Origin of the sequence: Phyllobacterium myrsinacearum (assembly GCF_002980555.1) — a bacterium.
GTDB classification, from domain to species: Bacteria; Pseudomonadota; Alphaproteobacteria; order Rhizobiales; family Rhizobiaceae; genus Phyllobacterium; species Phyllobacterium myrsinacearum.
In genome coordinates, this window is the sequence record NZ_PVBT01000001.1 from 556,110 (window position 1) to 579,664 (window position 23,555).

The window sequence follows — 23,555 nt, forward strand, 5'->3', positions numbered from 1 at the left end:
CCGGGATTTCCCGGCCATTTTTGTCTCACATGCCAAATGGCCCGATCTCAGCCCCGGCGGCCGCGGCGCTCGCGCTTGGGCAGGTCATCGGCATGGGCGGAGAGCTTGTTGCGCATCGGCCCGATGGTTTCGATGATGGTCTCCACCGTCGGCCGGGTGCCGTTGACATGGCTGTCGAGTGCCTTGCGCATGGCGGCCAGGTGCACGAACGAGGTGCCGCAGCAGCCGCCGATGATCTTTGCGCCGCCGTCAATCGCCATATGCGCATAATTGGCCATGAGTTCCGGCGTGCCGGAATAGAAAATCTCCGCGCCGCGGAATTCCGGAATGCCGCAATTGCCCTTGATGACGATGGTGGCCTGCGGATCGGCCTCCGACATGTCAAGCAGCGAAGCGAGGATATCCGAGGCGCCGACACCGCAATTGGCGCCCACGGCGACAGGGCGCGCGGCAAGCCCGTCGACGACGGCGTGAATATCTTTCGGCGGCAGGCCCATCATGGTCTTCCCCGCCGTATCGAACGAGCCGGTATAGACATAGGGCAGGCCAACCTTGACGGCAGCTTCTGCAGCGGCCCGGATTTCGCCGGGCGCCGACATGGTTTCGATCCAGGCGACATCGACGCCGCCGGCCTTCAGGCCTTCCAGCTGTTCGGTGAAGGCGGCAACGGCATCCTCTTCGGTCAGCGCGCCAAGCGGCACCAGCAGTTCGCCGGTCGGCCCGACCGATCCGGCGACAATCACCTTGCGCCCGGCCTTGTCGGCCACGGTGCGCGCGAGCTCGGCGGCCTTCCTGTTCAGCTCGAAAACCCGGTCCTGCGCGTGATGCAGTTTCAGGCGATGCCGCGTGCCGCCGAAGGAATTGGTGAGGATGATGTCAGCCCCGGCATCGACGAAACCCTGATGCAGGGCAATGATCTTTTCCGGCTGGGCTTCATTCCACAGTTCCGGCGCTTCACCGGCCTCCAGGCCTGCGGCGAACAGGTTTGTGCCGGTCGCGCCGTCAGCCAAAAGGACACCTTTTTCAGCAAGAAGATCGGCAAGCGGATTGGCTGTGGTCATGGCGCGTTCCTTTGGTGCTATTTAGATAACGATATAAGGAAGTCTTTATATGTGGTCAATCTTCATTTGCGACAAGCGCTGACGCATCATTCGGCCTTGAGCGCGGAGACATAGGCGGCAACCTCGTGGGCGTTGATCTTTGCCACGCGGATCAGCCCGTCGAAATGCCGCTGCATGGTCAAGACCGCCTCCGTCGTATTGAGGACGAGATACATCTCGCCGACGAAGATTGCGGCGCGGTAGGGGCCGAAGACGGTATAGGGCACCGAGAAGCGCTCGCGCCCGTCGAACAGATAGAGCCGGAAGGACGGGTAGAGCTCGTCGATCAGCGCACTCATCCGTTGCAGCTGTTCTTCCCGGATATCGCGCGACAGGTCGCCCCAGATGCCGCCGCCCTTGGCGAAATCGCGCAGGGTCTGGTAGGGCATGCACACTTCCATGTCCGTGCCGGGCTGGCGGTTGTAATCCAGCCGGAACGCGGTTTCGGCGATCTGGGTGACGGGATCGCGGTGCACCAGCGATGTCTCATAGGCGATCACCGCCTGGGTGCGCAGGAGGTCGGGAATGCGGGCCGGGACATAGCGGATCTTGCTGCCCGAGGCCTCCGCATGCCAGCGGACCAGCAGCGTGCGCTCGAAGCCGTCGACGCCTTCCTCGATCTCCATGCTGGCGCGCAGTTCGCCGATGATGCCCTCGTCCTGGCTGAGGCCCAGTAGCCAGTCCAGCGACACCGCATAGCGCTCGGCAATGTTGAGCAGCGTTTCCACGCGCGGCAGGCGGGTGGACTGGCCGGACAGGAGCTGGGAGAGGGCGGAGCGGTCGATGCCGACCGCTGCCGCAAAGGACGACTGGTTGTCGCCGCTGCGGTTGAGCAGGCTCCTGATCCGCTCCTGAAACAGGCGCGACAGATCGCGTTTGTCCATTTTTCCGCCTCTTTGTTTACTGAGTACAACAAATGCAAGATTTGGTGCGCAAAATCAACGGTTTCTCACAATAATATCATTGCTGACAGTTTTGGACAGTGAGACCATGAAAATCATGGAATCAGAAGCACATACAACAGAACCAACTGACAAATCAGGCCGGGAGCGCAAGCACCCCGGCATCGAATGGCCAACCATCGGCTTGATGCTTGTCTGCTACGGACTGTGGTTCGCGGCCGGCGCATACCTCTATTCCGTCATGCCGTTCGCGGCTTTGGCGCTGATGGCGGTGGCGGTGGCGTTTCACTCCTCGCTGCAGCACGAAGCCCTGCATGGACATCCCACGCGCAGCGGCTGGCTGAACGAACTTCTCGTCTCCCTGCCGCTCGGCCTGTTCTATCCCTATCGCCGCTACAAGCATCTGCACCTGAAGCACCATGCGGATGAGCGGCTGACCGATCCCTATGACGATCCGGAGAGCTATTACCGGGCGCTGGGCGACTGGGATAAGCTGCCGGGCATCCTGAAAACCCTGCTGCGCTGGAACAATACGCTCATTGGCCGGGTTGTCATCGGGCCGGTTCTCATGGTGATCGGCTTCCTCATCAGCGAGGCCAGGCTGATTTCGGGCGGCGACCGCAAGGTCCGCAATGCCTGGTTGTCACATGCTGCCGGGCTTGTCGTTCTGGTTGCTTTGTTGCTGGGGTTCGGCATTCCGCTCTGGCTCTATGCCGTGACATCGGCCTATGCCGGGTTGTCGATCATCGCCATCCGCACCTATTGCGAGCATCAATGGTCCGAGCGTCCGGATGGCCGCACGATTATCGTCGAGACATCGCCGCTGGCGCTGCTGTTCCTCAACAACAACCTGCATTTCGTCCATCACAAGCGGCCGACCGTTCCGTGGTACAAGCTGCCGAAGCTCTACAGCGAGCAACGTGAAGAGTGGAAAGCCATGAATGGCGGCTATGTCTTCCGCAACTATTTTGAGATCCTGCGCGCCTATGCTTTCCGCAGCAAGGAAGAGGTCGTGCATCCGGTGCTGCGGCGTGAACCGGCAACGGCCCGGGCTTTTCATCCGCGCCGTCACGGCATTTCCCTGCAGGGCGGCACCAGCGTGCCTATTCCCGCCGAACCTCCGACAGAGTAACATCCCCGCATGACCCCTGTTGCAGCCTTGCCGATGTATGATTGGCCGGAACGGCGCGCCGAAGTGGATGCGCAGTGGATTGTCCTGCGCGACAGGTTGCGGGCAAGGGGGTTCGATGCGCCGGATTACCTGACGCGGCGCAATGGCGACCTGCCGCCCGTTCCCGGCGGAATCCGCGATGCCTCGGGCGCGGTGATTGCGCCCGATCCGGCGACGCTGCCGCCCGATGAACTCGACCTGCCGGCGCTGTGGCGCCATCCGGCATTGCTGCTCGCCCAGACCTGCTGGGGACCGATGGAGCTCGGCCTTGCCGCCCACGTGCATGTGGCGGGGCAGGACGATTATTCCGGCGTGGCGGGCGGCGACGAGGCGTTCTATTCCAGCGCGATTGTCATGCGCCGGGGCGAGGGGCTGGCGGTTGCGCCGCCGCGTGGCGGTGAACCGGTGCTGCCGGTGGATCGCCTGCGGGGCAAGCGCTTTGCCTTCAACAGTCCTGATTCCATGTCGGGCTATCTTGCCATGGAGCGCGACCTGGCGCTGCAGGGTGAGGGGTTCGCACTGTTCGCGCGCCTTGTCGAGACCGGCGGTCACCGCCTGTCCATCGAGGCGGTGGCGTCAGGCCGCGCCGATGTCGCAGCAATCGACTGCAAGTCGTGGGCGCTCGCCCAGCGTCACCACGAAGCCGCCAGCGCCCTCATTGTCGTGGGCTGGACAGGCAGGCGCAAGGGCCTGCCCTTTGTCTCGGCGTTTGAAGGTGTGGCTGTTTAGATCCACGAACCACGCACCACAAGTTCTGCAGCGATCCAATCACCCGCGCATTTTGGCACCGGATGGGTCGAAGGGCGGCTCGATGTTGATGCGGGCGGCGCGGCGAAGACCCAAGATCTCGACCTCGAACAGCCCGGCATTCTCGTTCCCGGCAAGCTCGGCGGGCACATAGCCCTGCGCCATGGAATGGCCGACATAATGGGCGTAACCGCCCGATGTGACCCAGCCGACCACGCGCCATTCACCCTGCACCGCGCCCTTGTCGCCCTCGAAGGACACGACCGCGCCCGCATCGTTGAAGCGCGGTGCGCCGATGCCGTGTCCGGCCTCGACGACGCCATAATCCTTGCTGACCCTGGCCCAGATCGGCTCGTCGCCCATGACATCGGCAGCGCCATTGCCATCAGGCACATCGATGATCAGCGAGACGCGCCGCAGCTTCTTGCTGGTCCCGGCATCGAATTCGGCCTTTTCCTGCGCAGCCGCCTCGCGGCCGATGAAGTCGTTCTTGCCGAGCTTGATGAAACGATCCATCGAGCCTTCATAGGGGCCGTAGATCGGGCGCAGTTCGCGGAACCAGGTCGGGAAATTCTTCTCAAGCCGCATGGAGAGCAGGGCGCGCATGCCGAAATCGACAATACCGAATTCCTCGCCCGCGGCCTTGATGGCGGTGTAGACCAGCCGCTGATAGGCCGGTTCCATCCAGATTTCGTAGCCGAGATCGCCGGTATAGGAAATGCGGTTGACCTTGCACGGCGCGCCGCCGACCGCCATTTCGCGGAAATCCATGAACCGGAAGGCGGTGTTGGACACGTCTTCGTCAACAAGCTTGGCAAGCAGGTCGCGCGCTTTCGGTCCGGCAATGGACAGGCCGACCAGCGTCTGATCGAAGCGGTGGATATGCACCGACCCGTCTTTCGGCTGATGCTTCTGGAACCAGCGCATGTGATAGCGCTGGGCGGCGGACGAGCCCCAGATGAGGAAGCGGTCTTCGGCCGCCTTGGCGATGGTGAAATCGCCGATCAGCTTGCCCTTCTCGTTCAGCATGGGGGTGAGGACCAGACGCCCGACTTTCGGCATCGTGTTGGTCATCAGGCGCGACAGGAAGGCCTCCGCGCCGCTGCCGGTGACTTCGTATTTGGCGAAGTTGGCGATTTCGGTGACGCCGACCCGCTCACGCGTGGCGCGGACTTCGTTACCGATATGCTCGAAATCGTTGGAGCGGTGGTAGGAAACGATATCCCTGGCCTCAGTTCCCTTCGGGGCGAACCAGAGCGGGGTTTCCAGACCCCAGGAATCGCCCATGACGGCGTTCTGCGCCAGCATGGTGTCATAGAGCGGCGTCGTCTGCTGCGGCCGTGCGGCGGGCAGTTCCTCGTTGGGGAAGCGGATGGAGAAGCGGCGCGAATAGTTTTCGCGCACTTTTGCGTTGGTATAGCGCAGCGTGGCCCATTCGCCGAAGCGGGCGACATCCATGCCCCAGACGTCGAAGCCGGGTTCGCCGTGCACCATCCAGTTGGAAAGCGCGAGGCCGACGCCGCCACCCTGGCTGAACCCGGCCATGACGGCGCAGGCGGTCCAGTAATTGGTCAGGCCGGGGACAGGGCCGACCAACGGGTTGCCATCCGGCGCGAAGGTGAAGGGGCCGTTGATGATCTGCTTGATGCCGGCCTTTTCGATGCCGGGGAAATGCTTGAAGCCAACTTCAAGCGATGGAGCGATGCGGTCGATATCCGGCGCCAGCAGTTCATGGCCGAAATCCCATGGCGTGTTGACCGGCGACCATGGCTTGGCGGCCTTTTCATAGGTGCCGAGCAGGATGCCGTTGCGTTCCTGCCGCGTGTAGATTTCGCCCTTGAAATCCATGACGCCGATCAGCTCGCGCCCGGTCGACTGGTTGAATTCCATCACTTCCGGAACGTCTTCGGTGAGGAGATACATGTGCTCCATGGCCAGAACCGGCAGTTCGAGGCCGACCATGCGGCCGACTTCGCGCGCCCACAGGCCGCCGCAATTGACCACATGCTCGGCCTTCACGGTCCCCTGTTCGGTGACCACGTTCCAGGTGCCGTCGACCTCCTGCGTCAGTTCGACGACGCGGTTGCGCAGGGAGATTTCAGCGCCCAGCTTGCGGGCGGCCTTGGCATAGGCATGGGTGGTGCCGGAGGGGTCAAGATGGCCTTCGACCGGATCCCACATGGCGCCGACGAAGTTGGTTTCGTCCATCAGCGGGAACATGGCCTTGGCTTCGGAGGGGGTGATGAGTTCCGTGTCCATGCCGAGATAGCGGCCGCGCGCATGGGCAAGACGCAGAAAATCCATGCGCTCGGGACTGTCGGCCATCATCACGCCGCCGGTCAGGTGCAGGCCGCAGGACTGGCCGGAAAGCTCCTCGATTTCCTTGTAGAGGCTGACCGTATAGGCCTGCAGCTTGGCGACGTTCGGATCGCCGTTCAGCGTGTGGAAACCGCCTGCCGCATGCCAGGATGAACCGGATGTCAGCTCCGAGCGTTCGATCAGCATGACGTCGGTCCAGCCGGCGCGGGCGAGATGGTAGAGGATCGAGCATCCGACTACGCCGCCGCCAATGACCACTGCTTTAACGTGCGATTTCATTCACTTATGCCTCATGTGTAAAAATGTGATTCAACGTGTTGTGCGTTTGAGTCCGGTGCGGCGGTCAGAAATCCGTCGGCGCGCCGCCTTCAGCCTTGCGCCGGGCGACGAAGGCATTGATCTCTTCTTCGATGGCCGGGTCGATGGCGGGCTTCTCATAGGTGGCGAGCCGTTCCTTCCAGACCCGGTTGGCGCGCTCGATGGCCGTGGGTGAACCTGCCTCCTGCCACGTTTCGTAATTGCGCCAGTCGGAAAGGATCGGCGCGTAGAAGGCCGTCTTGTAGCGCGACTGGGTATGGGCGGTGCCGAAGAAATGGCCGCCGGGGCCGACATCACGCATGGCTTCAATGCCGAGCGCGTCGTCCGACAGGTCGAGCGGTGTCAGGAATTCGGCCACCATCTGCAGCAGGTCGAAATCGAGGATCATCTTTTCATAGGAGCAGCACAGGCCACCTTCCAGCCAGCCGGCGGAATGCAGCATGAAATTGCCGCCGCCCTGGATCGCGCCCCACAGGGAGAAGACGGATTCATAGGCCGCCTGCGCGTCGACCGTGTTGGCGGCGCAGACATTGGAGGTGCGGTAGGGGATCTTGTAGCGGCGGGCAAGCTGGCCGCCGACCATCTGCGCCTTCATGTACTCGGGCGTGCCGAAAGCGGGCGCCCCGGATTTCATGTCGACATTGGAGGTAAAGCCGCCATAGCCGACCGGCGCGCCCTTTTTGACCATCTGGGTGAAGGAGATGCCGGCGAGCGCTTCGGCATTCTGCTGCACCAGCGCCCCGGCGATGGTCACCGGCGCCATGGCGCCCGCTAGCGTGAACGGCGTGACGATGACGATCTGGCCATTGCCTGACATATGGATGATGCCTTCCATCATCGGCACGTCGAGCTTCAAGGGCGAATTGGTGTTGATGATGGTGTAGCAGGAGGCCTCGTTCTGCAGCTGCTCCTGGCTGATGCCGCGGGCGAGGCGGGCGATCTCGATGCCGTCGAGGTTGCGCTCCTTGCCGAGCGAATAGATGTGGAAGGCCTTGTCGGAGAGCGTGGCGAGATCGCGGATGCATTCGAGGTGGCGCACCGAGGGATGAATGTCGATCGGCTCGACGGGATAGCCGCCCGTGGTGTTGACGATGTTGTGCATCTGCGCCAGTTTGACGAAGTTGCGGAAATCCGCCTGATTGCCGGAGCGCCGGCCATTGTCCGTATCGGAGCAATTGGGCGCCGAACCCATCTGTGCGAAAATCAGGTTGTTGCCGCCGAAGCGTACATTGTGGGCGGGATTGCGCGCATGCAGGGTGAATTCCGACGGCGCATGGCTGACATAGTCGAGGATCATGTCCTTGTCGAAATGCACGCGCTGGGAGCCGGGGCGCACGTCGGCGCCTGCCGCCTTCATGATCTCGCGCGCGCCATCATGCAGCACGTCGACGCCGATCTCCTGCAGCACGCGCAGCGAGGCGTTGTGGATCGATTCCAGTTCGTCGTCGGAAATGATTTTTGTCGGCGTGAACGGGATTTTCAACTGCCGGAACGGCGGCTGGTCGAAGGCGCCGCTTTCGACGCTGCGGGGGCGGGAGCGTCCGCCACGCCGGCCGTGATCGCGTGCCGTTGCGGGGATTTCGATGTCTGCTGCCGGTTCACTCATAGCTCATGCCCTTCACTTGCGATGGTGCCACTATCGCCACAGACGCGGCAATCGTGCGCGGCCTGAGCGACGCCGAGCGCAAGGGAAGCGACATGGCTGGCGGACGGGTGACATGGGCGGAAAAGGGCGCGCGCCTGCGCAGCCCGTTTGTTCCCCTTGCCACGCCCGCAAATGCGTCTGGCTGTTGAAAGAGGAGAATGACGGGCGGTCCTTGGAACGCGGGTCTTGGGGTAGTCTATATGCGATGCTTGCGATCCAAGGACCACCCGCCCCGGCGTTTTCAGGTTTTTGCCCGATGTTTCACCACCGGGCCAAACCTCCCCAGCCGCACGAGGTTTTCCCTCGTGAAGCCGAAGCGCCGATCCTTTCCCGACTTTCGAAGGTTTCCGGAAGCATTCCCGCCGGAAAGGACGAGGAGAAGGATAACTTGGGTTGGGAGAACGTGGATAAGTTGGTGTGATTTTTTTTGTGATGGGGGTCTTTCACCCCCCTCTGTCCTGCCGGACATCTCCCCCACAAGGGGGGAGATCAGCTGTCATTGCTGCTTCAGCCAGTCTTCAACATTGAAAACAACGCAAAAGCGTTCATGCCGATGTGATCTCCCCCCTTGTGGGGGGTCCGAAGGACGGGCGAGACCCGTGGCTCGCCCCGGAGGGCGGCAGCCCAGAGGGGGGTGAGAGCGCCTACTCCGCCGCCTGATGGGTCAGATGGCTGATGGGGGTGACCATCGCCTGGATCAGGTTGTTCATGCTGATGACGCCAAGCGGTTTGCCGGCCTCGTCCACCACGGTTGCGTGCTGCTGGTTGGCGTCGGTCATGGTCTTGGCCGCTTCCTCGAGGATCGTGCCGGTCTTGACCGTCACGCCGCCGGCATTGGCCGAACCGTCGCCCTTGGTCGAGATAGTGTCCACCATGATCACCCGGCCGCGGTTCACTTCCTTGACAAAGCTTGAAATGTACTCATCGGCAGGTTTCAGCACGATATCCTGTCCGGTGCCCTGCTGGACCACCTCGCCGTCGCGCAGGATGGCAATCCGGTCGCCGAGCCGCAGCGCTTCATCAAGATCGTGGGTGATGAACACGATGGTCTTCTTGATTTCCTTCTGCAGGTCGAGAAGCACGGACTGCATGTCCATGCGGATCAGCGGGTCAAGGGCGGAAAAGGCTTCGTCCATCAACAGGATGGGCGCGTCATTGGTCAGCGCACGGGCAAGGCCGACGCGCTGCTGCATGCCGCCCGACAGCTGGTTGGGATAATTCTCCTCAAAGCCCTTCAGGCCGACCCGTTCGATCCAGCGGCGGGCCTGTTCTTCCTGCTTTGCCCGGCTCAGGCCCTGGATTTCCAGGCCATAGACCGTGTTGTCGAGCACCGTGCGGTGGGGAAGCAGCGCAAACTTCTGGAAAACCATCGCTGTCTTGTGGCGGCGAAATTCGCGCAGGTCGTTCTGGTTCATCTTGCAGACATCGGCGTTGCCGATGATGACCTCGCCGACCGTCGGATCGATCAGCCGGTTGATGTGGCGGATCAGCGTGGATTTGCCCGAACCCGAGAGACCCATGACCACCTGGATGCAGCCGGCCGGCATGTCGATGTTGATATCGCGCAGGCCGAGCACGTGGTTGTGTTTTTCATTGAGTTCGGTCTTGGTCATGCCCTTTTTAACGGCATCGACAAAACTTGCCGGTTTCTGGCCGAAAATCTTGTAGAGATTCTTGATCTGGATACCGGCGCCCTGAACGGAACGATCAGCCATGAACCACCTCCTGGTGCTTTTGAAGGCGCATGCCATAGGCCTGGCTGACGCGGTCAAAAATGATGGCAATGCCGACAATGGCAAGACCGTTGAAAAGTCCAAGTGAGAAGAACTGGCCGTTGACCGAGCGCAGGACCGGCTGGCCGAGACCCTGGACGCCGATCATCGAGGCAATGACCACCATGGCGAGCGCCATCATGATCGTCTGGTTGATACCGGCCATGATGGTGGGCAGGGCGAGGGGAATCTGCACGTTCTTCAGGCGCTGCCAGCTCGATGAGCCGAAGGCATCGGCGGCCTCGAGCACGTCCTTGTCAACGAGCCGTATGCCGAGATTGGTCAGGCGGATCATCGGCGGAATGGCGTAGATCACCACCGCGATGAGGCCGGGAACCTTGCCGATGCCGAGCAGCATGACCACGGGAATGAGGTAGACGAAGCTCGGCATGGTCTGCATGACGTCAAGAATGGGATTGACGATGCGCTGGAAGCCGTCGGAGCGCGCCATGATGATGCCGATGGGAATGCCGACGACGACGGAGACGACGGTGCCGACAAAAATCATCGCGATGGTCTTCATCGCATCGCTCCACATATCGAAATAACCGATCAGGAGCAGGGTGATGACCGTTCCGGCCACGATCTTCCAGTTGCGGCTGGCGAGCCAGGCAATGCCGGCGATCAGGAGAACCATGACCGGCCAGGGCGTCGTCGTCATGAATTTTTCGGCCTGGATCAGGAAATATTGCAGCGGCTGGAAAAATGACTCGATCACATCGCCGTAACTGCGGGTGAAAGCCTTGAAGCCTTCATCCATGGCTTTTTTCAAATTGCGGAGTGTCTCGTCATTCATTTTCGGGAATGAGTAGAACCAATCCATATGGTGCGTCCCCTTCTTTGTGGGTCATCAAATGACCATCGCGACCGGACGCGGCAACGTTCGGCCCATTCGGGATGGTGCGATGCGGCGAAGCAGGTCTCCGCCGCATCCATCGGTTACTTGATCGCGGCCTTGATCTTTTCAGCGGCTTCCGGAGAAACCCACTTCGACCAGGTGGCTTCGTTGTTCTTCAGGTAGTATTTTGCACCGTCTTCGCCGGTGGCCTGGTTGTCGACCATCCAGGCGAGGAGCTTGTTGAATTCGACCGTGGAAAGCTGACGCTGCTTCAGATAATCGAATGCAGGCCCCGACTTGTCGGCGAATTTCTTGGTGACGATGGTATAGATGTCGGATTTTGCCCATCCGTTCGGCTTTGGATCCGGACAATCGGCAATGGTCGTGCAGCGCTGCCATTCCTTCTCGTCAAACGGTACGCCGTTGTCGAGCTTGACCATGGGGTATTTTCCAAGGATCGCGGTCGGGCCCCAGTAATAGCCGAGCCAGGGCTCCTTGCGCTCATAGGCCTTGGCAATCGAGCCGTCGAGGCCAGCGGCAGAACCGGTATCAACAAGAGTGAAACCGTGTTTGTCGCCTTCATAGGCCTTGTAAAAATTGGTCGTCGTGATCTGGCAGGCCCAGCCCGACGGGCAGTTGAACACGGCGCCCTTCTTGGGGTCTTCCGGCGACGGGAAAAGCTCGGGATGCTTCATGGCATCGGCGATCGTCTTGATATCCGGATGCGCATCGGCGAAATATTTGGGGATCCACCAGCTTTCCGTGCCGCCTTCGGTGATGGCAGGCGCAGCGTAGACCAGCTTGTTTTCCTTGACTGCCTTTTCAAGCGGCTCACGAACGGAATTGAGCCAGCCTTCAGGCGCGATATCAGGCTGTCCTTTTTCGATCATCGATGTGAAGGTCGGCACCGTGTCGCCGGCAACCAGTTCCGCATCACAGCCATAACCTGCGGTCAGGACCAGCTTGTCCAGATTGGCCAGGGCTTCCGCCGATGGCCAGTTCATATTGGCAATGGTAACCGAACCGCATCCTGCAGCCGAAGCGGCTCCGGCAAAGCCGAAAAACCCTGCGGCCAGTAAAGTTGAAGCAAGCAGCTTCTTCATCAGTTTTGTCTCCCACTCGTTTTGACAGTTCACCCGGTACGAATCTTAACTTGGTACTGCCTTACCCAGTTGTTCGCTTGCGTGCCATTTGGCATCCTTATCGTATCAGAATGCAATGGTTTCATGGAATTAATGCGGTATATCGCGACAGCACCTGTCGATTTAACGACGCGGGAAAACCAATTGTGAAGCCGAATGTCACAATGTTCATGGGGGAAGTGTAACAAGCCGGATGATGAAAGATCAATGCTTTAGGTGATTTTTCTTCATCAATTCATTCACTGTCCTGCGGTTTTTCCCGGTTTTACTGGCTCTAAGCGCCGGATTTTCCTGTGAAGGAATTCCAATGGACTTTCCCCGGTCGTCAGCCGCAATCCGGGGTTGAACCCTCCACTGTCCGTGAAACAGAACTGCATTCCATCTGTGGTACAATGCCCTGAAACCGCCGGTTGATGCGGCGTTCAAACGCAAAGGGCCCAAACCATGAAATCTCCGACGAAGAGCCGAACACCCCATGACATGCAGATGGCGTCGATGGTCATCGCCATGCGTCTGCCGATGCTGATGCTCGAGGGGATGACGGAGACGTCTTCCAAGCCGGAATCGACGCGGGCCGTCACCGAAAAAATGGCTGCCGTGACCAATGGCGTCGTTGCGGCGCAGCTGTCGGTGATCAATTCGGCAGCGACCTTCTGGCTGGATGTGTGGAGCGGCAAGTCGCCCGCCGCCATCGCCCAGGCCACCGTCGATAAAGCGACACGGGCGGCACTGCGGCCCGGCCGGAAAACACTGCGGGCCAATTACAAGCGTTTGAGCGGCGGAGGCTGAATTAAGGCAGGTTTTCGGCTTTGCTGTCTGCGCCATCGTTGATTTTGCTGGTGCTTTGCGCGAAACGCCAGCAATTGTGGCGGTCGAAGCAGCATTTAAGCATAGCTGCCATGCAAATTTGCACGGGTCGTTGCTGTAAATGCGACACGCCATGACGAAAAAACGTGATCAAACTTTAGGCAAAAAGCGCATTTGAGCGGCAACAGACGTTTTACCCCTTAGGTGCCCAAATGCTTTACATCTTCAATCGCAACAATCGCGTCCACATTGCCTGGAATGCCACGGAAAAGCGCAATGCGCCATCCAGCAATGCCAGGAGCGGCATCGCATCGGCGGTTTCCTTCATCTGGACCCGTTCGGCCGGCTGATCGTCCAGACGCCCCAGGCTTTCTGAAACCGCTGTCCGGTCAGGGCGGCGGTTTTTCTTTGTGCTCTTGTCTGATGAAGACCCAAGTCAAAAACCGCCCTGTCCGTGAGGAGCAGTGCGGTTTTTTGCCAAATGACGCATGGCTTTCTGCCGTACAATACGCTGGCAGAGATTACAGCCCCGGTACGCAGTACCTGATCCGGAGCATGAAGCAGGGTCTTGTCTGCTCCATGCAAAGTTTTAACCGGACATCGTTACCGCGAGGTTAGCGAGAGCTTAAGCAAATCTAAATTTTGGAAATTTCCAAAGCTTTGCCGGTGCGGTCAGCCTTCGCGCGTGGCATCGCGCAGGTAATTGATGATGCCGGAGAAATCCGAACCTTCGTTTCCGGCGGCGCCGAAGGCCGCGTAGATTTCTTCCGCGTGCTGGCCGAGCGGCGTCGCGGCGCCCACGCTGCGGGCGGCTTCCTGCGACAGCTTCAGATCCTTCAGCATCAGCGCGGCGGCGAAGCCCGGCTTGTAGCTGTTGTTGGCAGGCGATGTCGGCACGGGGCCGGGGACGGGGCAATAGGTGGTCAGCGACCAGCACTGGCCCGACGACGTCGAGGCGACGTCAAACAGCGCCTGATGCGACAGGCCGAGTTTTTCCGCGAGCGTGAAGGCTTCGCTGACGCCGATCATGGAAATGCCGAGGATCATGTTGTTGCAGATCTTGGCGGCCTGACCGGCGCCGGGCTCGCCGCAATGTACGATGCGGCCTGCCATGGGCTTCAGGACCGGTTCGGCAACGGCGAACGCATCGGCTGCGCCGCCCACCATGAAGGTCAGGGTTCCCGCCGCCGCGCCGCCGATACCGCCGGAGACCGGCGCATCGACGGAGAGCAGGCCATGGGCTTTGGCGACGTCGTGCGCCTTGCGGGCGGAATCGACGTCAATGGTCGAGGAATCGATGAACAGCGCACCCGGTTTGGCCTTTCCGGCAATCTCCTCATAGACCGACAGGACGTGCTTGCCTGCGGGCAGCATGGTGATGACGACATCGGCTCCAGCGGCCGCCGCTGCGGCGCTGGCAGCAATGGTCACGCCGTTTGCCCTGGCGGTTTCGAGATTGTCCGGCAGGAGATCAAAACCCAGCACCGTATGGCCCGATTTGACCAGATTGGCGGCCATGGGGTTGCCCATATGGCCAAGACCGATAAAAGCGACTGTCGTCATCGCAGCGTTCTCCCTGATAGTATTTTGTGTATCGGATGCGGTGTGGCTCAGCGGCCCATCATCGAGCGGGAAATGATCACCCGCATGATTTCATTGGTGCCTTCCAGAATCTGGTGGACGCGCAGGTCGCGCACCAGCTTCTCCACGCCGTAATCGTGGAGATAACCGTAGCCGCCATGAATCTGCAGCGCATCATTGGCAACATTGAAGCCGGTATCGGTGACGAAGCGCTTGGCCATGGCAGACCATTTCGACGCATCATGCGCCTTGCGGTCAAGCTTCGAGGCGGCCGTGTAAAGCAGGACGCGGGCGGCGGAAAGCTCGGTTTCCATGTCGGCCAGCTTGAACTGCAGCGCCTGGAACTGGTTGATCGCCTTGCCGAATGCCTTGCGCTCGGAGGCATAGCCGACCGCCTTGTCGAGCGCGGACTGGGCGCCGCCGAGCGAGCAGGCGGCAATGTTGAGACGTCCGCCATCGAGCCCGCCCATGGCGATCTTGAAGCCGTCGCCCTCCGCGCCGAGCCGGTTTTCCACGGGAACGCGGCAATTGTCGAAAATCACCTGCCGGGTGGACTGGGCGTTCCAGCCCATCTTATGTTCATTGGCGCCAAAGGACAGGCCGGGCGCGTCCTTCGGGATGATCAGGGTCGAAATGCCCTTGGGGCCGTCCTCGCCGGTACGCACCATGGTGACGTAAAGGTCGGTGTCGCCTGCGCCTGAAATGAACTGCTTGGCGCCGTTGAGGACGTAATGGCCGCCGTCGCGGACCGCGCGGGTCTTGAGCGCTGCGGCATCCGAGCCGGAATTGGGCTCGGTCAGGCAATAGCTCGCCAGCCATTCCATCGAGGTCAGCTGCGGCACGAAGCGCTGGCGCTGCTCGTCATTGCCGTAGAGATCGATCATCCATGTCGCCATGTTGTGGATCGAGATGAAGGCGGAGAAGGCCGGGCAGGCGGCCGACAGGGCTTCGAAGATCAGCACCGCATCCAAGCGTTTCAGTCCCGAACCGCCGAACTCTTCCTTGGTGTAGATACCGCCCATGCCGAGCGGCCCGGTCTCGCGAATCACATCGGCGGGAAAATGCTTGTCCCGGTCCCAGGCCAGCGCGTTCGGCGCCACGCGGTCCGCCGCAAAGGCGCGCGCCATGTCCTGAATGGCCAGCTGATCCTCGTTGAGTTCGAACTGGCCGGACGCCGTATCAACGACCGCATCCATGATAACCTCCCTGTATTCCTCTTGATTTCCACTCTATCGCAAGCGCGGGGCCGCGCAACGATTCAGATCAGTTTTGCCGGGGGCTAGGAAGAGAAAGACATATCCGCTACTCAAAGCCCATGACGCACGCAATCATGTTGCAGGGAACAGGGTCAGATGTTGGTAAATCCGTCCTGGTGGCCGGACTTTGCCGGCTTGCGCGCAACCGTGGATTGACGGTTCGCCCGTTCAAACCGCAGAACATGTCGAACAATGCGGCGGTCAGCGACGATGGCGGCGAGATCGGGCGGGCGCAGTGGCTGCAGGCTGTTGCCTGCGGCGTGCCGTCCTCGGTGCACATGAATCCGGTGCTGCTGAAGCCGCAGTCGGAGACCGGCAGCCAGATCATCGTGCAGGGGAAAGTCTGGGGACAGGCCAAGGGGCGCGATTACCAGGCATTCAAGGCGCAGCTGCTCGATGCTGTCATGGCGTCGTGGGACATTGTCCGTGAGGGCGCCGATCTGGTCATCGTCGAGGGGGCGGGTTCCCCCGCCGAAATCAACCTGCGGGCCGGTGATATCGCCAATATGGGCTTTGCCATCCGCGCCAATGTGCCTGTCGTTCTGGTCGGCGATATCGATCGCGGCGGGGTGATCGCCTCGCTCGCCGGCACCCATGCAATCCTGCAAAGGGAGGACCGCGAGATGATCGCGGGTTACATCATCAACAAGTTTCGCGGCGACGTCTCGCTGTTCGACGATGGCCTCAAAGCCATAACGCAGTTCACCGGCTGGCCGTCATTCGGCGTGGTGCCATGGCTGAAGGATGCGGCCCGGCTGCCGGCCGAGGATTCCGTCGTCTTGGAACGGCTGGTGAAGGGCGAGGGCCGCGCGCTGAAGATCGCCGTGCCGGTGCTCGACCGCATCGCCAATTTCGATGATCTCGACCCGCTGATGGCCGAACCGCAGGTGGATGTGGTGATGGTGCGCAGCGGCGAACGCCTGCCCGCCGATGCGGGGCTGGTCATCATTCCCGGTTCCAAATCCACCATCGGCGACCTCCTGCGCTTCCGCGAGAACGGCTGGGACAGGGATCTCGACCTGCACCGGCGGCGCGGCGGCCATATCATCGGCATCTGCGGCGGGTTCCAGATGCTGGGCAGAACGGTGCGCGATCCCGATGGCATCGAGGGCAGCGTGACGGAGACGGCAGGGCTCGGGCATCTCGATATCGATACGGTGATGGAGCCGGAAAAGACCGTGCGCAATGTGGCGGCGCAGTCGCTGCCGTTCGACCTGCCGCTCGATGGCTACGAGATTCATCTGGGCCGGACGACAGGCCCGGACTGTTCGCGCCCGGCCGTGCGCATCAACGGCGTCAACGACGGCGCCATATCGGCGGATGGCAAGGTGTTCGGCACCTATCTGCACGGGCTTTTCGGGGCAGACCGGTTTCGCGCCGCGCTTCTGGGCACGATGGGCATTGCCGCCGAGGCATTCGACTACAAGGCCGGGGTCGATGCCGCGCTCGACAGTATCGCCGCCGATCTTGAAACAGTGCTGGATGTGGATGCGCTGCTCGCATGTGCCGCTCCCTGAGCAAACCGCGCGCATTCCATTGACATTTCCCGTGGGGGGTGAATAACGTCCACGCCATGATTGGTTCCCATATTGGCCAAAGGCCAAGGGATCAAAAGGGAATGCGACGGTTGTACCCTCAAGGGCGACCCCACCGCAGCCGACCCCGCGACTGTAGAGCGGCGAGGATCAATGCAAAGCCTGACGCATATGCAGAAGGCAGCCACTGGGAAACCGGGAAGGCGGCATTCATCCTGTGACCCGCGAGCCAGGAGACCTGCCAGTCATAGAGCGTTTCCCAGGAAACGCTCGGGGCAATCCTGCCCAAGAACCGAAGGGTCGTGTCCCTTCAGGCCCAGCACGGAGGTTGTTATGGCTGCTCGCATTGTATACGCGCTCGTTTCCCCGCCCGCATTCCGCTTGATCGTACCTGACGGATCATCGCGATTGCAGTGACGGCGATGCCCCGGCTGAATCACGGCGTGACCTTCATTCTCGGCGGTGCCCGCTCGGGCAAGTCCAGCTTTGCCGAAGGCCTGATCATGGCTTCCGGCCTTGACCCCGTTTATCTCGCAACCGGCAGGTCCTGGGACGAGGAAATGTCGGTGCGCATCGACCTGCACAAGGCGCAGCGCGGTTCATCCTGGCACACCATCGAAGAACCGCTCGATCTGGTCGACACCCTGCAAGGGGCTGCCGCCGCGGGCAAGGCGATCCTCGTCGATTGCCTGACGCTCTGGCTGACCAATCTGATGATGGCCGGGCGCGACATCACCGCCGAGACGCGGCAGCTGGTGCAAGCGCTGCCAAAACTTCCGGGCTCGATCGTTCTGGTCTCGAACGAAGTGGGTCTCGGTATCGTACCGGAGAACCGCATGGCGCGCGATTTTCGCGACCATGCCGGACGTCTCCATCAGGCCGTGGCGCAGGCCGCGGCAACAGTCTATTTCGTGGCAGCCGGGCTGCCGCTCACCATGAAGGGATAGGAATATGCAGGGTCAGAAGATTCCAGCAACAGTCATCACCGGTTTTCTCGGTTCGGGCAAAACCACGATGATCCGCAATCTGCTCGAAAATGCCAATGGCAAGCGCATCGCGCTGATCATCAACGAGTTTGGCGATCTCGGCGTCGATGGCGGCCTGCTCAAGGGCTGCGGCATCGAAGCCTGCCGCGACGAGGATGTGATCGAATTGAACAATGGCTGCATCTGCTGCACCGTCGCCGATGATTTCATCCCGACCATGACCAAGCTGCTCGACCGTCCTGACCGTCCGGATCATATCGTCATCGAGACCTCGGGCCTCGCGCTGCCGCAGCCTCTGGTTGCTGCCTTCAACTGGCCGGAGATCAAGACGCAGGTGACGGTTGACGGTGTCGTCACGGTGATCGACGCTTCCGCCGTGTCCGAAGGCCGCTTTGCCGATGACCACGACAAGGTGGATGCCCAGCGCATCCAGGACGAATCGCTCGACCATGACAGCCCGCTCGAAGAACTGTTCGAGGACCAGATCCGCGCCGCCGACCTGATCGTGCTGAACAAGAGCGACCTGATCAGCGACGCGCAGCTCGATGGCGTGCGCGGCGATGTGCAGAGCCGCTCGTCGCGCGCGCTCAACATGGTCCCGGCCAGCTTCGGCAAGCTCAGCAACGAACTGCTGCTCGGCCTCGGCGTTGGCACCGAAGAGGATATCGCCAACCGCAAGTCGCACCATGAAATGGACCATGAAGCGGGCGAAGAGCACGACCATGACGAGTTCGAGAGCTTTGTTGTCGGGCTTGGTCCGGTGACTGAACCCAAGAGCTTTGTTGAAAAGCTGAAAACCGTGATTGCCGATCATGACATCCTGCGTCTGAAAGGCTTTGCCGATGTTCCCGGCAAGCCGATGCGGCTGGTGGTGCAGGCGGTCGGCACGCGCATCGAGCATTACTTCGACCGCGCATGGAATCCGGGCGAAGAGCGGCAGACCCGTCTCGTCGTCATCGGACTGCACGACATCGACAATGACGCCATTACATCGGCGGTAACCGCCGCTGCCGCTGCCTGACGATAGGATATTGAATGCATCTCCTGCTTGCCCAGAAAGGCACCATCGCTGAAGGCACCGAGGCCATCGACCTCGGCCAGACGCCGGGAGATGTGCTGTTCCTGTCCGCCGCCGATACGGAGCTGGCCAGCCTTGCCGCTGCACGGCGGCAGGGCGATGGTGCAGTTTCGCTGCGCCTTGCCAATATGATGAGCCTGTCGCATCCGATGTCCGTCGACGCCTATGTCGAGCGGACGGCGCGCCATGCCAGGCTCATCGTCGTCCGGGTGATCGGCGGCGAGAGCTACTGGCCCTATGGACTCGAAGCGCTGCATGCCTGCGCGGTCAACCACAAGGTGCAGCTTGCGGTGCTGCCGGGAGACGACAAGCCCGATCCGGGGCTCGACCGGTTTTCGACCGTTGCGCGGCATGACCGCGATGCGCTCTGGCATTATCTGCTGGAGGGCGGAGCGCAGAATGCCCAGCGCTTTCTCGATTATTGCGCGGCTCTGATTTCTTCGGGTGAAAAACCGCAGGAAGCGGCGCCTTTGCTCAAGGCGGGGTTGTGGTGGCCCGGCAATCCAGCACCTTCGCTAGAAGAAATGCGCCATGACTGGACGGATGGCGCGCCTGTCATTGCCATCTGCTTCTACCGGGCGCTGGTGCAGAGCGGCCAGACCCAGCCCGTTGCCGCTTTGCTCGATGCGTTGCGCGCCAAGGGGCTCAATCCGCTGCCGGTGTTTGTGTCGAGTTTGAAGGACCCGGTGTCCATCGCCACGCTGGAGAGCATCTTTGCCGAAGCGCCGCCCGCCGTGGTGCTGAATGCCACGGGATTTGCCGTGTCTGCGCCGGGCTCCGCGCGCAAGCCGACGGTGCTTGAACATGATGGCGCAATGGTGCTGCAGGTCATCTTCTCCGGCTCCAGCGCCGAGCAGTGGCGCCAGTCGGATCAGGGGCTTTCCGCCCGCGACCTGGCGATGAATGTGGCCTTGCCGGAAGTCGATGGCCGGGTTTTGTCGCGCGCCGTCTCGTTCAAGTCGGCGCAGCATTTCGACGAGGCGGTGCAGGCCAATATCGTCATGCACGAACCGCAGGCCGACCGTGTCGCCTTCGTTGCCGATCTCGCGACGAACTGGGCGCGGCTGCGCACGTGCAAACCGGAGGAGCGGCGGGTTGCGCTCGTCATGGCCAACTACCCCAACCGGGACGGACGGCTTGGCAACGGCGTCGGGCTCGATACCCCTGCGGGTACATGGCAGGTGCTGAAATCGATGCAGGAAGCCGGATATGATATCGCCGGTATGCCTGCCGATGGCGAAGCGCTGATCAACCATCTGATGGCCGGGCCGACCAATGCCGCCAGCGACGGGCGCGCCATCCGCGAGACGATTTCGCTCAATCAATACAACAGCTTCTTTCAATCGCTTCCCCAGGTGATTCAGGAGAAGGTCACGGCGCGCTGGGGTGCGCCGGATGGTGATCCGTTCTTCCTCGATGCGGCGCGCGGCTTTGCGCTGCCGCTCAGCCGATTCGGCGGCATTCTCGTCGGTATCCAGCCGGCACGCGGCTACAATATCGATCCGAAGGACACCTATCACTCACCCGATCTGGTGCCGCCGCATGGCTATCTCGCCTTTTATGCCTATCTGCGCGGCGTCTATGATGCGCATGCCATCGTGCATGTCGGCAAGCACGGCAATCTCGAATGGCTGCCGGGCAAGGCGCTGGCGCTGTCGGAAACCTGTTTTCCCGAGGCGGTGCTGGGGCCGGTACCGCATATCTATCCGTTCATCGTCAATGATCCGGGCGAGGGCACGCAGGCGAAACGCCGCTCCGCCGCTGTCATTATCGATCACCTGACGCCCCCTTTGACCCGGGCCGAAAGCTACGGACCGCTGAAGGACCTCGAAGCGCTGGTCGACGAATATTACGAGGCTTCCGGGGTTGATCCGCGCCGGCTCGTGCGCCTCAAGGTGCAGATTCTTGATCTGGTGCGCGATATCGGTCTCGACAGCGATGCGGGCATTCACGATCACGATCCTGACGATCTCGCCCTGCAAAAACTCGATGCCTATCTCTGCGATCTCAAGGAAATGCAGATCCGCGACGGGTTGCATATTTTCGGCCTGTCGCCGGAGGGGCGCCTGCTGACCGATCTGGTGGTTGCGCTGGCGCGGGTGCCGCGCGGTTCGGGCGTTGGCGCCGATCAAAGCCTGCAGCGCGCCATCGCCGCTGATCTCGGCTTTGCCGGTTTCGATCCGCTGGATTGCGACATGGCTGCGCCCTGGAATGCGGAACGGCCCGCAATTCTGAACGCCGTCGCCAACGATCCGTGGCGTATTGCCGGCGATACGGTGGAGCGTATCGAGTTGCTGGCCGCCAGGCTGGTGGCCGGTGACAGCGCCTGTCCGGCTGAATGGCAGGCAACGCAAACGGTTCTGGACGGTATTCGCACGACCCTGCATCCGGCTGTGATGGCCTGCGGCGCAGCCGAAATGACCGGGCTCATGACGGCTCTGGATGGACGCTTCATTGCACCGGGACCGTCAGGGGCGCCGACACGCGGCCGCCCCGATGTGCTGCCGACCGGACGCAACTTCTTTTCCGTCGACAGCCGCGCCGTGCCGACACCCGCCGCATGGGAACTCGGGCTGAAATCGGCCGAACTCTTGATCCGCCGCTACACGCAGGATCATGGCGAATGGCCGACCTCGCTGGGGCTGACCGCCTGGGGCACGTCGAATATGCGCACCGGCGGCGACGATATTGCGCAGGCGCTGGCCCTGATTGGCGTCAAACCGGTCTGGGACATGGCCTCGCGGCGCGTCACCGGGTACGAGATCATCCCGCCTGCCGTGCTTGGCCGTCCACGCGTCGACGTGACCCTGCGCATATCCGGCTTTTTCCGCGATGCTTTTCCGGACCAGATTGCACTGTTCGACACGGCTGTGCGGGCGGTTGGCGCACTGCCTGAGGATGCGGAGGACAATCCCATCGCCCTGCGCATGCGCACCGAACAGGCGCGGCTTGTGGCGGAGGGTGCTGACGAGAAGACGGCGAAGCAGCGGGCGGGTTTTCGCGTGTTCGGTTCCAAGCCCGGCGCCTATGGTGCCGGTCTGCAGACGCTGATCGATGAAAAGGCCTGGGACAAGCGCGACGATCTTGCCGAGGCATGGCTCGTCTGGGGCGGCTATGCCTATGGCGCGGGTGAAGAGGGCAAGGCGGAGCGCGGTCTGCTCGAAGAGCGGCTGCGCACTGTCGAGGCCGTGGTGCAGAATCAGGACAACCGCGAGCACGACCTGCTCGACTCCGACGATTACTACCAGTTCGAAGGCGGCATGTCGGCGGCGGTCGAGCAACTGTCGGGTGACCGTCCGGCCATCTACCACAATGATCATTCGCGCCCGGAAAAGCCCGTGATCCGCACGCTCGAGGAAGAGATTGGGCGCACCGTGCGCGGCCGGGTGACCAATCCGAAATGGATCGCCGGGGTGATGCGCCATGGCTACAAGGGCGCCTTCGAGATGGCGGCGACGGTCGATTATCTCTTTGCCTTCGCCGCGACGACAGGCGCCGTGCGCACGCATCATTTCGAGGCGGTCTATCAGGCGTTCCTGATGGACGAGGATGTGCGGACATTCCTGAAAGACAAGAACCCGCATGCGCTGCGGGATATCGCCGAAAAGCTGGAGGAGGCCGTGCAGCGTGGCTTCTGGACCCCGCGGTCGAATTCGGCGCGCTATGAACTCGGCACGCTTGCCGCTTGAGACAATGATTCGGAAGGAGACGCCAAATGGCTGAAAAATCAGAGAAACTGTTGAACCTGACCGAAGAGGAAGTCAACGCGCGCCACGCCGACAAGATGCGCAAGAAGAAGGTGGTGCGCGACAAGATTCTCGCCACCAAGACCGATGAAAAGGGACTGGTCATCGTCAATACCGGCAAGGGCAAGGGCAAGTCGACCGCGGGTTTCGGCGTCGTATTTCGGGCACTCGGCCACGGCATGAAGATCGGCGTGATCCAGTTCGTCAAGGGTTCGTGGGATACCGGCGAGCGCTGGGTTCTGGAGAAATTCCCCGAGCAGGTGACCATCTCGGCCATGGGTGAGGGCTTTACCTGGGAAACCCAGGACCGGGCCCGCGATATCGCCATGGCCCGCGATGCCTGGGAGCAGGCGAAAACACTGATCCTTGATGAGGAAACCGACCTTGTCCTGTGCGACGAGTTGAATATCGCCCTGCGCTACGACTATCTGCCGGTGGAGGAAATCATCGATGTGCTCAAGCAGAAGCCGCACATGAAACATGTCATCATCACCGGGCGTAGTGCCAAGGACGAACTCATCGAGTTTGCCGATCTCGTCACCGAGATGGAAATGATCAAGCACCCGTTCCGTTCCGGCATCAAGGCGCAGAAGGGCATCGAGTTTTAAAGGC

The 23,555-nt window shown here is 61.5% G+C and carries 19 protein-coding genes and 1 riboswitch; of the genes, 10 read left to right on the forward strand and 9 right to left on the reverse strand.

Annotated features, from left to right (window positions below; genetic code table 11):
- Positions 1 to 47: 47 nt before the first annotated feature.
- Together bmt and C5750_RS02630 are read right to left on the reverse strand one after the other, a co-directional pair.
- The gene (gene bmt / locus C5750_RS02625; RefSeq protein WP_105732294.1) at positions 48 to 1,061 is read right to left on the reverse strand and encodes a betaine--homocysteine S-methyltransferase; all 1,014 of its coding nucleotides are present in this window, start codon (positions 1,059 to 1,061) and stop codon (positions 48 to 50) included.
- A gap of 86 nt (positions 1,062 to 1,147) precedes the next feature.
- Complete coding sequence (locus tag C5750_RS02630; protein ID WP_105732295.1) at positions 1,148 to 1,984, reverse strand: helix-turn-helix domain-containing protein; 837 nt, start codon at positions 1,982 to 1,984, stop codon at positions 1,148 to 1,150.
- Positions 1,985 to 2,099: 115 nt separating this feature from the next.
- Here C5750_RS02630 and C5750_RS02635 point away from each other — a divergent pair, with 115 nt between their 5' ends.
- The gene (locus C5750_RS02635; protein WP_105732296.1) at positions 2,100 to 3,134 is read left to right on the forward strand and encodes a fatty acid desaturase; all 1,035 of its coding nucleotides are present in this window, start codon (positions 2,100 to 2,102) and stop codon (positions 3,132 to 3,134) included.
- Positions 3,135 to 3,143: 9 nt separating this feature from the next.
- On the forward strand, positions 3,144 to 3,902 hold the full coding sequence (locus C5750_RS02640) for a phosphate/phosphite/phosphonate ABC transporter substrate-binding protein (RefSeq protein WP_105732297.1): 759 nt from the start codon (positions 3,144 to 3,146) through the stop codon (positions 3,900 to 3,902).
- Between the two features lie 39 nt (positions 3,903 to 3,941).
- On the opposite strand, the gene C5750_RS02645 is transcribed toward C5750_RS02640, so the two are convergent.
- Both C5750_RS02645 and C5750_RS02650 read right to left on the reverse strand, forming a co-directional pair.
- The gene (locus C5750_RS02645) at positions 3,942 to 6,518 is read right to left on the reverse strand and encodes a GcvT family protein (protein WP_105732298.1); all 2,577 of its coding nucleotides are present in this window, start codon (positions 6,516 to 6,518) and stop codon (positions 3,942 to 3,944) included.
- Positions 6,519 to 6,582: 64 nt separating this feature from the next.
- Complete coding sequence (locus C5750_RS02650; protein ID WP_105732299.1) at positions 6,583 to 8,163, reverse strand: trimethylamine methyltransferase family protein; 1,581 nt, start codon at positions 8,161 to 8,163, stop codon at positions 6,583 to 6,585.
- A gap of 5 nt (positions 8,164 to 8,168) precedes the next feature.
- On the opposite strand from C5750_RS02650, the gene C5750_RS02655 reads away from it, so the two are divergent.
- Entirely contained in the window at positions 8,169 to 8,351 is a 183-nt protein-coding gene (locus C5750_RS02655) for a hypothetical protein (protein WP_105732300.1), read from the forward strand.
- 495 nt (positions 8,352 to 8,846) lie between these two features.
- On the opposite strand, the gene C5750_RS02665 is transcribed toward C5750_RS02655, so the two are convergent.
- From C5750_RS02665 to C5750_RS02675, 3 genes are all read right to left on the reverse strand, one after another.
- Positions 8,847 to 9,917, reverse strand: a complete 1,071-nt coding sequence (locus C5750_RS02665) for a quaternary amine ABC transporter ATP-binding protein (protein ID WP_105732302.1) — start codon at positions 9,915 to 9,917, stop codon at positions 8,847 to 8,849.
- Positions 9,910 to 10,797: an ABC transporter permease gene (locus C5750_RS02670; protein ID WP_105732303.1), complete on the reverse strand. Its 888-nt coding sequence runs from the start codon at positions 10,795 to 10,797 to the stop codon at positions 9,910 to 9,912. The genes C5750_RS02665 and C5750_RS02670 overlap by 8 nt, the downstream gene beginning before the upstream one ends.
- A gap of 116 nt (positions 10,798 to 10,913) precedes the next feature.
- A complete protein-coding gene (locus tag C5750_RS02675) occupies positions 10,914 to 11,915 on the reverse strand; it encodes an ABC transporter substrate-binding protein (RefSeq protein ID WP_105732304.1) in 1,002 nt (333 codons plus the stop codon).
- A 483-nt stretch (positions 11,916 to 12,398) separates the two neighbouring features.
- Between C5750_RS02675 and C5750_RS02680 the strand changes: the two genes are divergently transcribed.
- Positions 12,399 to 12,743 (forward strand): hypothetical protein, encoded by a 345-nt coding sequence (locus tag C5750_RS02680; RefSeq protein ID WP_130270133.1) that lies wholly within the window; start codon positions 12,399 to 12,401, stop codon positions 12,741 to 12,743.
- A 230-nt stretch (positions 12,744 to 12,973) separates the two neighbouring features.
- A complete protein-coding gene (locus C5750_RS26485; RefSeq protein ID WP_158531234.1) occupies positions 12,974 to 13,111 on the forward strand; it encodes a hypothetical protein in 138 nt (45 codons plus the stop codon).
- 322 nt (positions 13,112 to 13,433) lie between these two features.
- Here C5750_RS26485 and mmsB read toward each other — a convergent pair whose 3' ends face one another.
- Together mmsB and C5750_RS02690 are read right to left on the reverse strand one after the other, a co-directional pair.
- Positions 13,434 to 14,342, reverse strand: coding sequence for a 3-hydroxyisobutyrate dehydrogenase (gene mmsB / locus C5750_RS02685; protein WP_342588455.1), 909 nt, complete (start codon positions 14,340 to 14,342; stop codon positions 13,434 to 13,436).
- A 29-nt stretch (positions 14,343 to 14,371) separates the two neighbouring features.
- A complete protein-coding gene (locus C5750_RS02690) occupies positions 14,372 to 15,538 on the reverse strand; it encodes an isobutyryl-CoA dehydrogenase (protein ID WP_105732307.1) in 1,167 nt (388 codons plus the stop codon).
- 119 nt (positions 15,539 to 15,657) lie between these two features.
- On the opposite strand from C5750_RS02690, the gene C5750_RS02695 reads away from it, so the two are divergent.
- The 5 genes from C5750_RS02695 to cobO all read left to right on the forward strand — a co-directional run bounded on the left by C5750_RS02695 (position 15,658) and on the right by cobO (position 23,551).
- A complete protein-coding gene (locus C5750_RS02695) occupies positions 15,658 to 17,115 on the forward strand; it encodes a cobyric acid synthase (protein ID WP_105732308.1) in 1,458 nt (485 codons plus the stop codon).
- Positions 17,116 to 17,159: 44 nt separating this feature from the next.
- Positions 17,160 to 17,393, forward strand: a riboswitch (cobalamin riboswitch).
- 162 nt (positions 17,394 to 17,555) lie between these two features.
- The gene (gene cobU / locus C5750_RS02700; protein ID WP_105732309.1) at positions 17,556 to 18,080 is read left to right on the forward strand and encodes a bifunctional adenosylcobinamide kinase/adenosylcobinamide-phosphate guanylyltransferase; all 525 of its coding nucleotides are present in this window, start codon (positions 17,556 to 17,558) and stop codon (positions 18,078 to 18,080) included.
- 4 nt (positions 18,081 to 18,084) lie between these two features.
- Positions 18,085 to 19,140, forward strand: a complete 1,056-nt coding sequence (gene cobW, locus C5750_RS02705) for a cobalamin biosynthesis protein CobW (protein WP_105732310.1) — start codon at positions 18,085 to 18,087, stop codon at positions 19,138 to 19,140.
- A gap of 14 nt (positions 19,141 to 19,154) precedes the next feature.
- Positions 19,155 to 22,886 carry a cobaltochelatase subunit CobN gene (gene cobN / locus C5750_RS02710; protein WP_105732311.1) on the forward strand — a complete coding sequence of 1,244 codons (3,732 nt, stop codon included), beginning with the start codon at positions 19,155 to 19,157 and terminating at the stop codon, positions 22,884 to 22,886.
- A gap of 26 nt (positions 22,887 to 22,912) precedes the next feature.
- Complete coding sequence (gene cobO, locus C5750_RS02715; RefSeq protein WP_105732312.1) at positions 22,913 to 23,551, forward strand: cob(I)yrinic acid a,c-diamide adenosyltransferase; 639 nt, start codon at positions 22,913 to 22,915, stop codon at positions 23,549 to 23,551.
- Positions 23,552 to 23,555 lie beyond the last annotated feature (4 nt).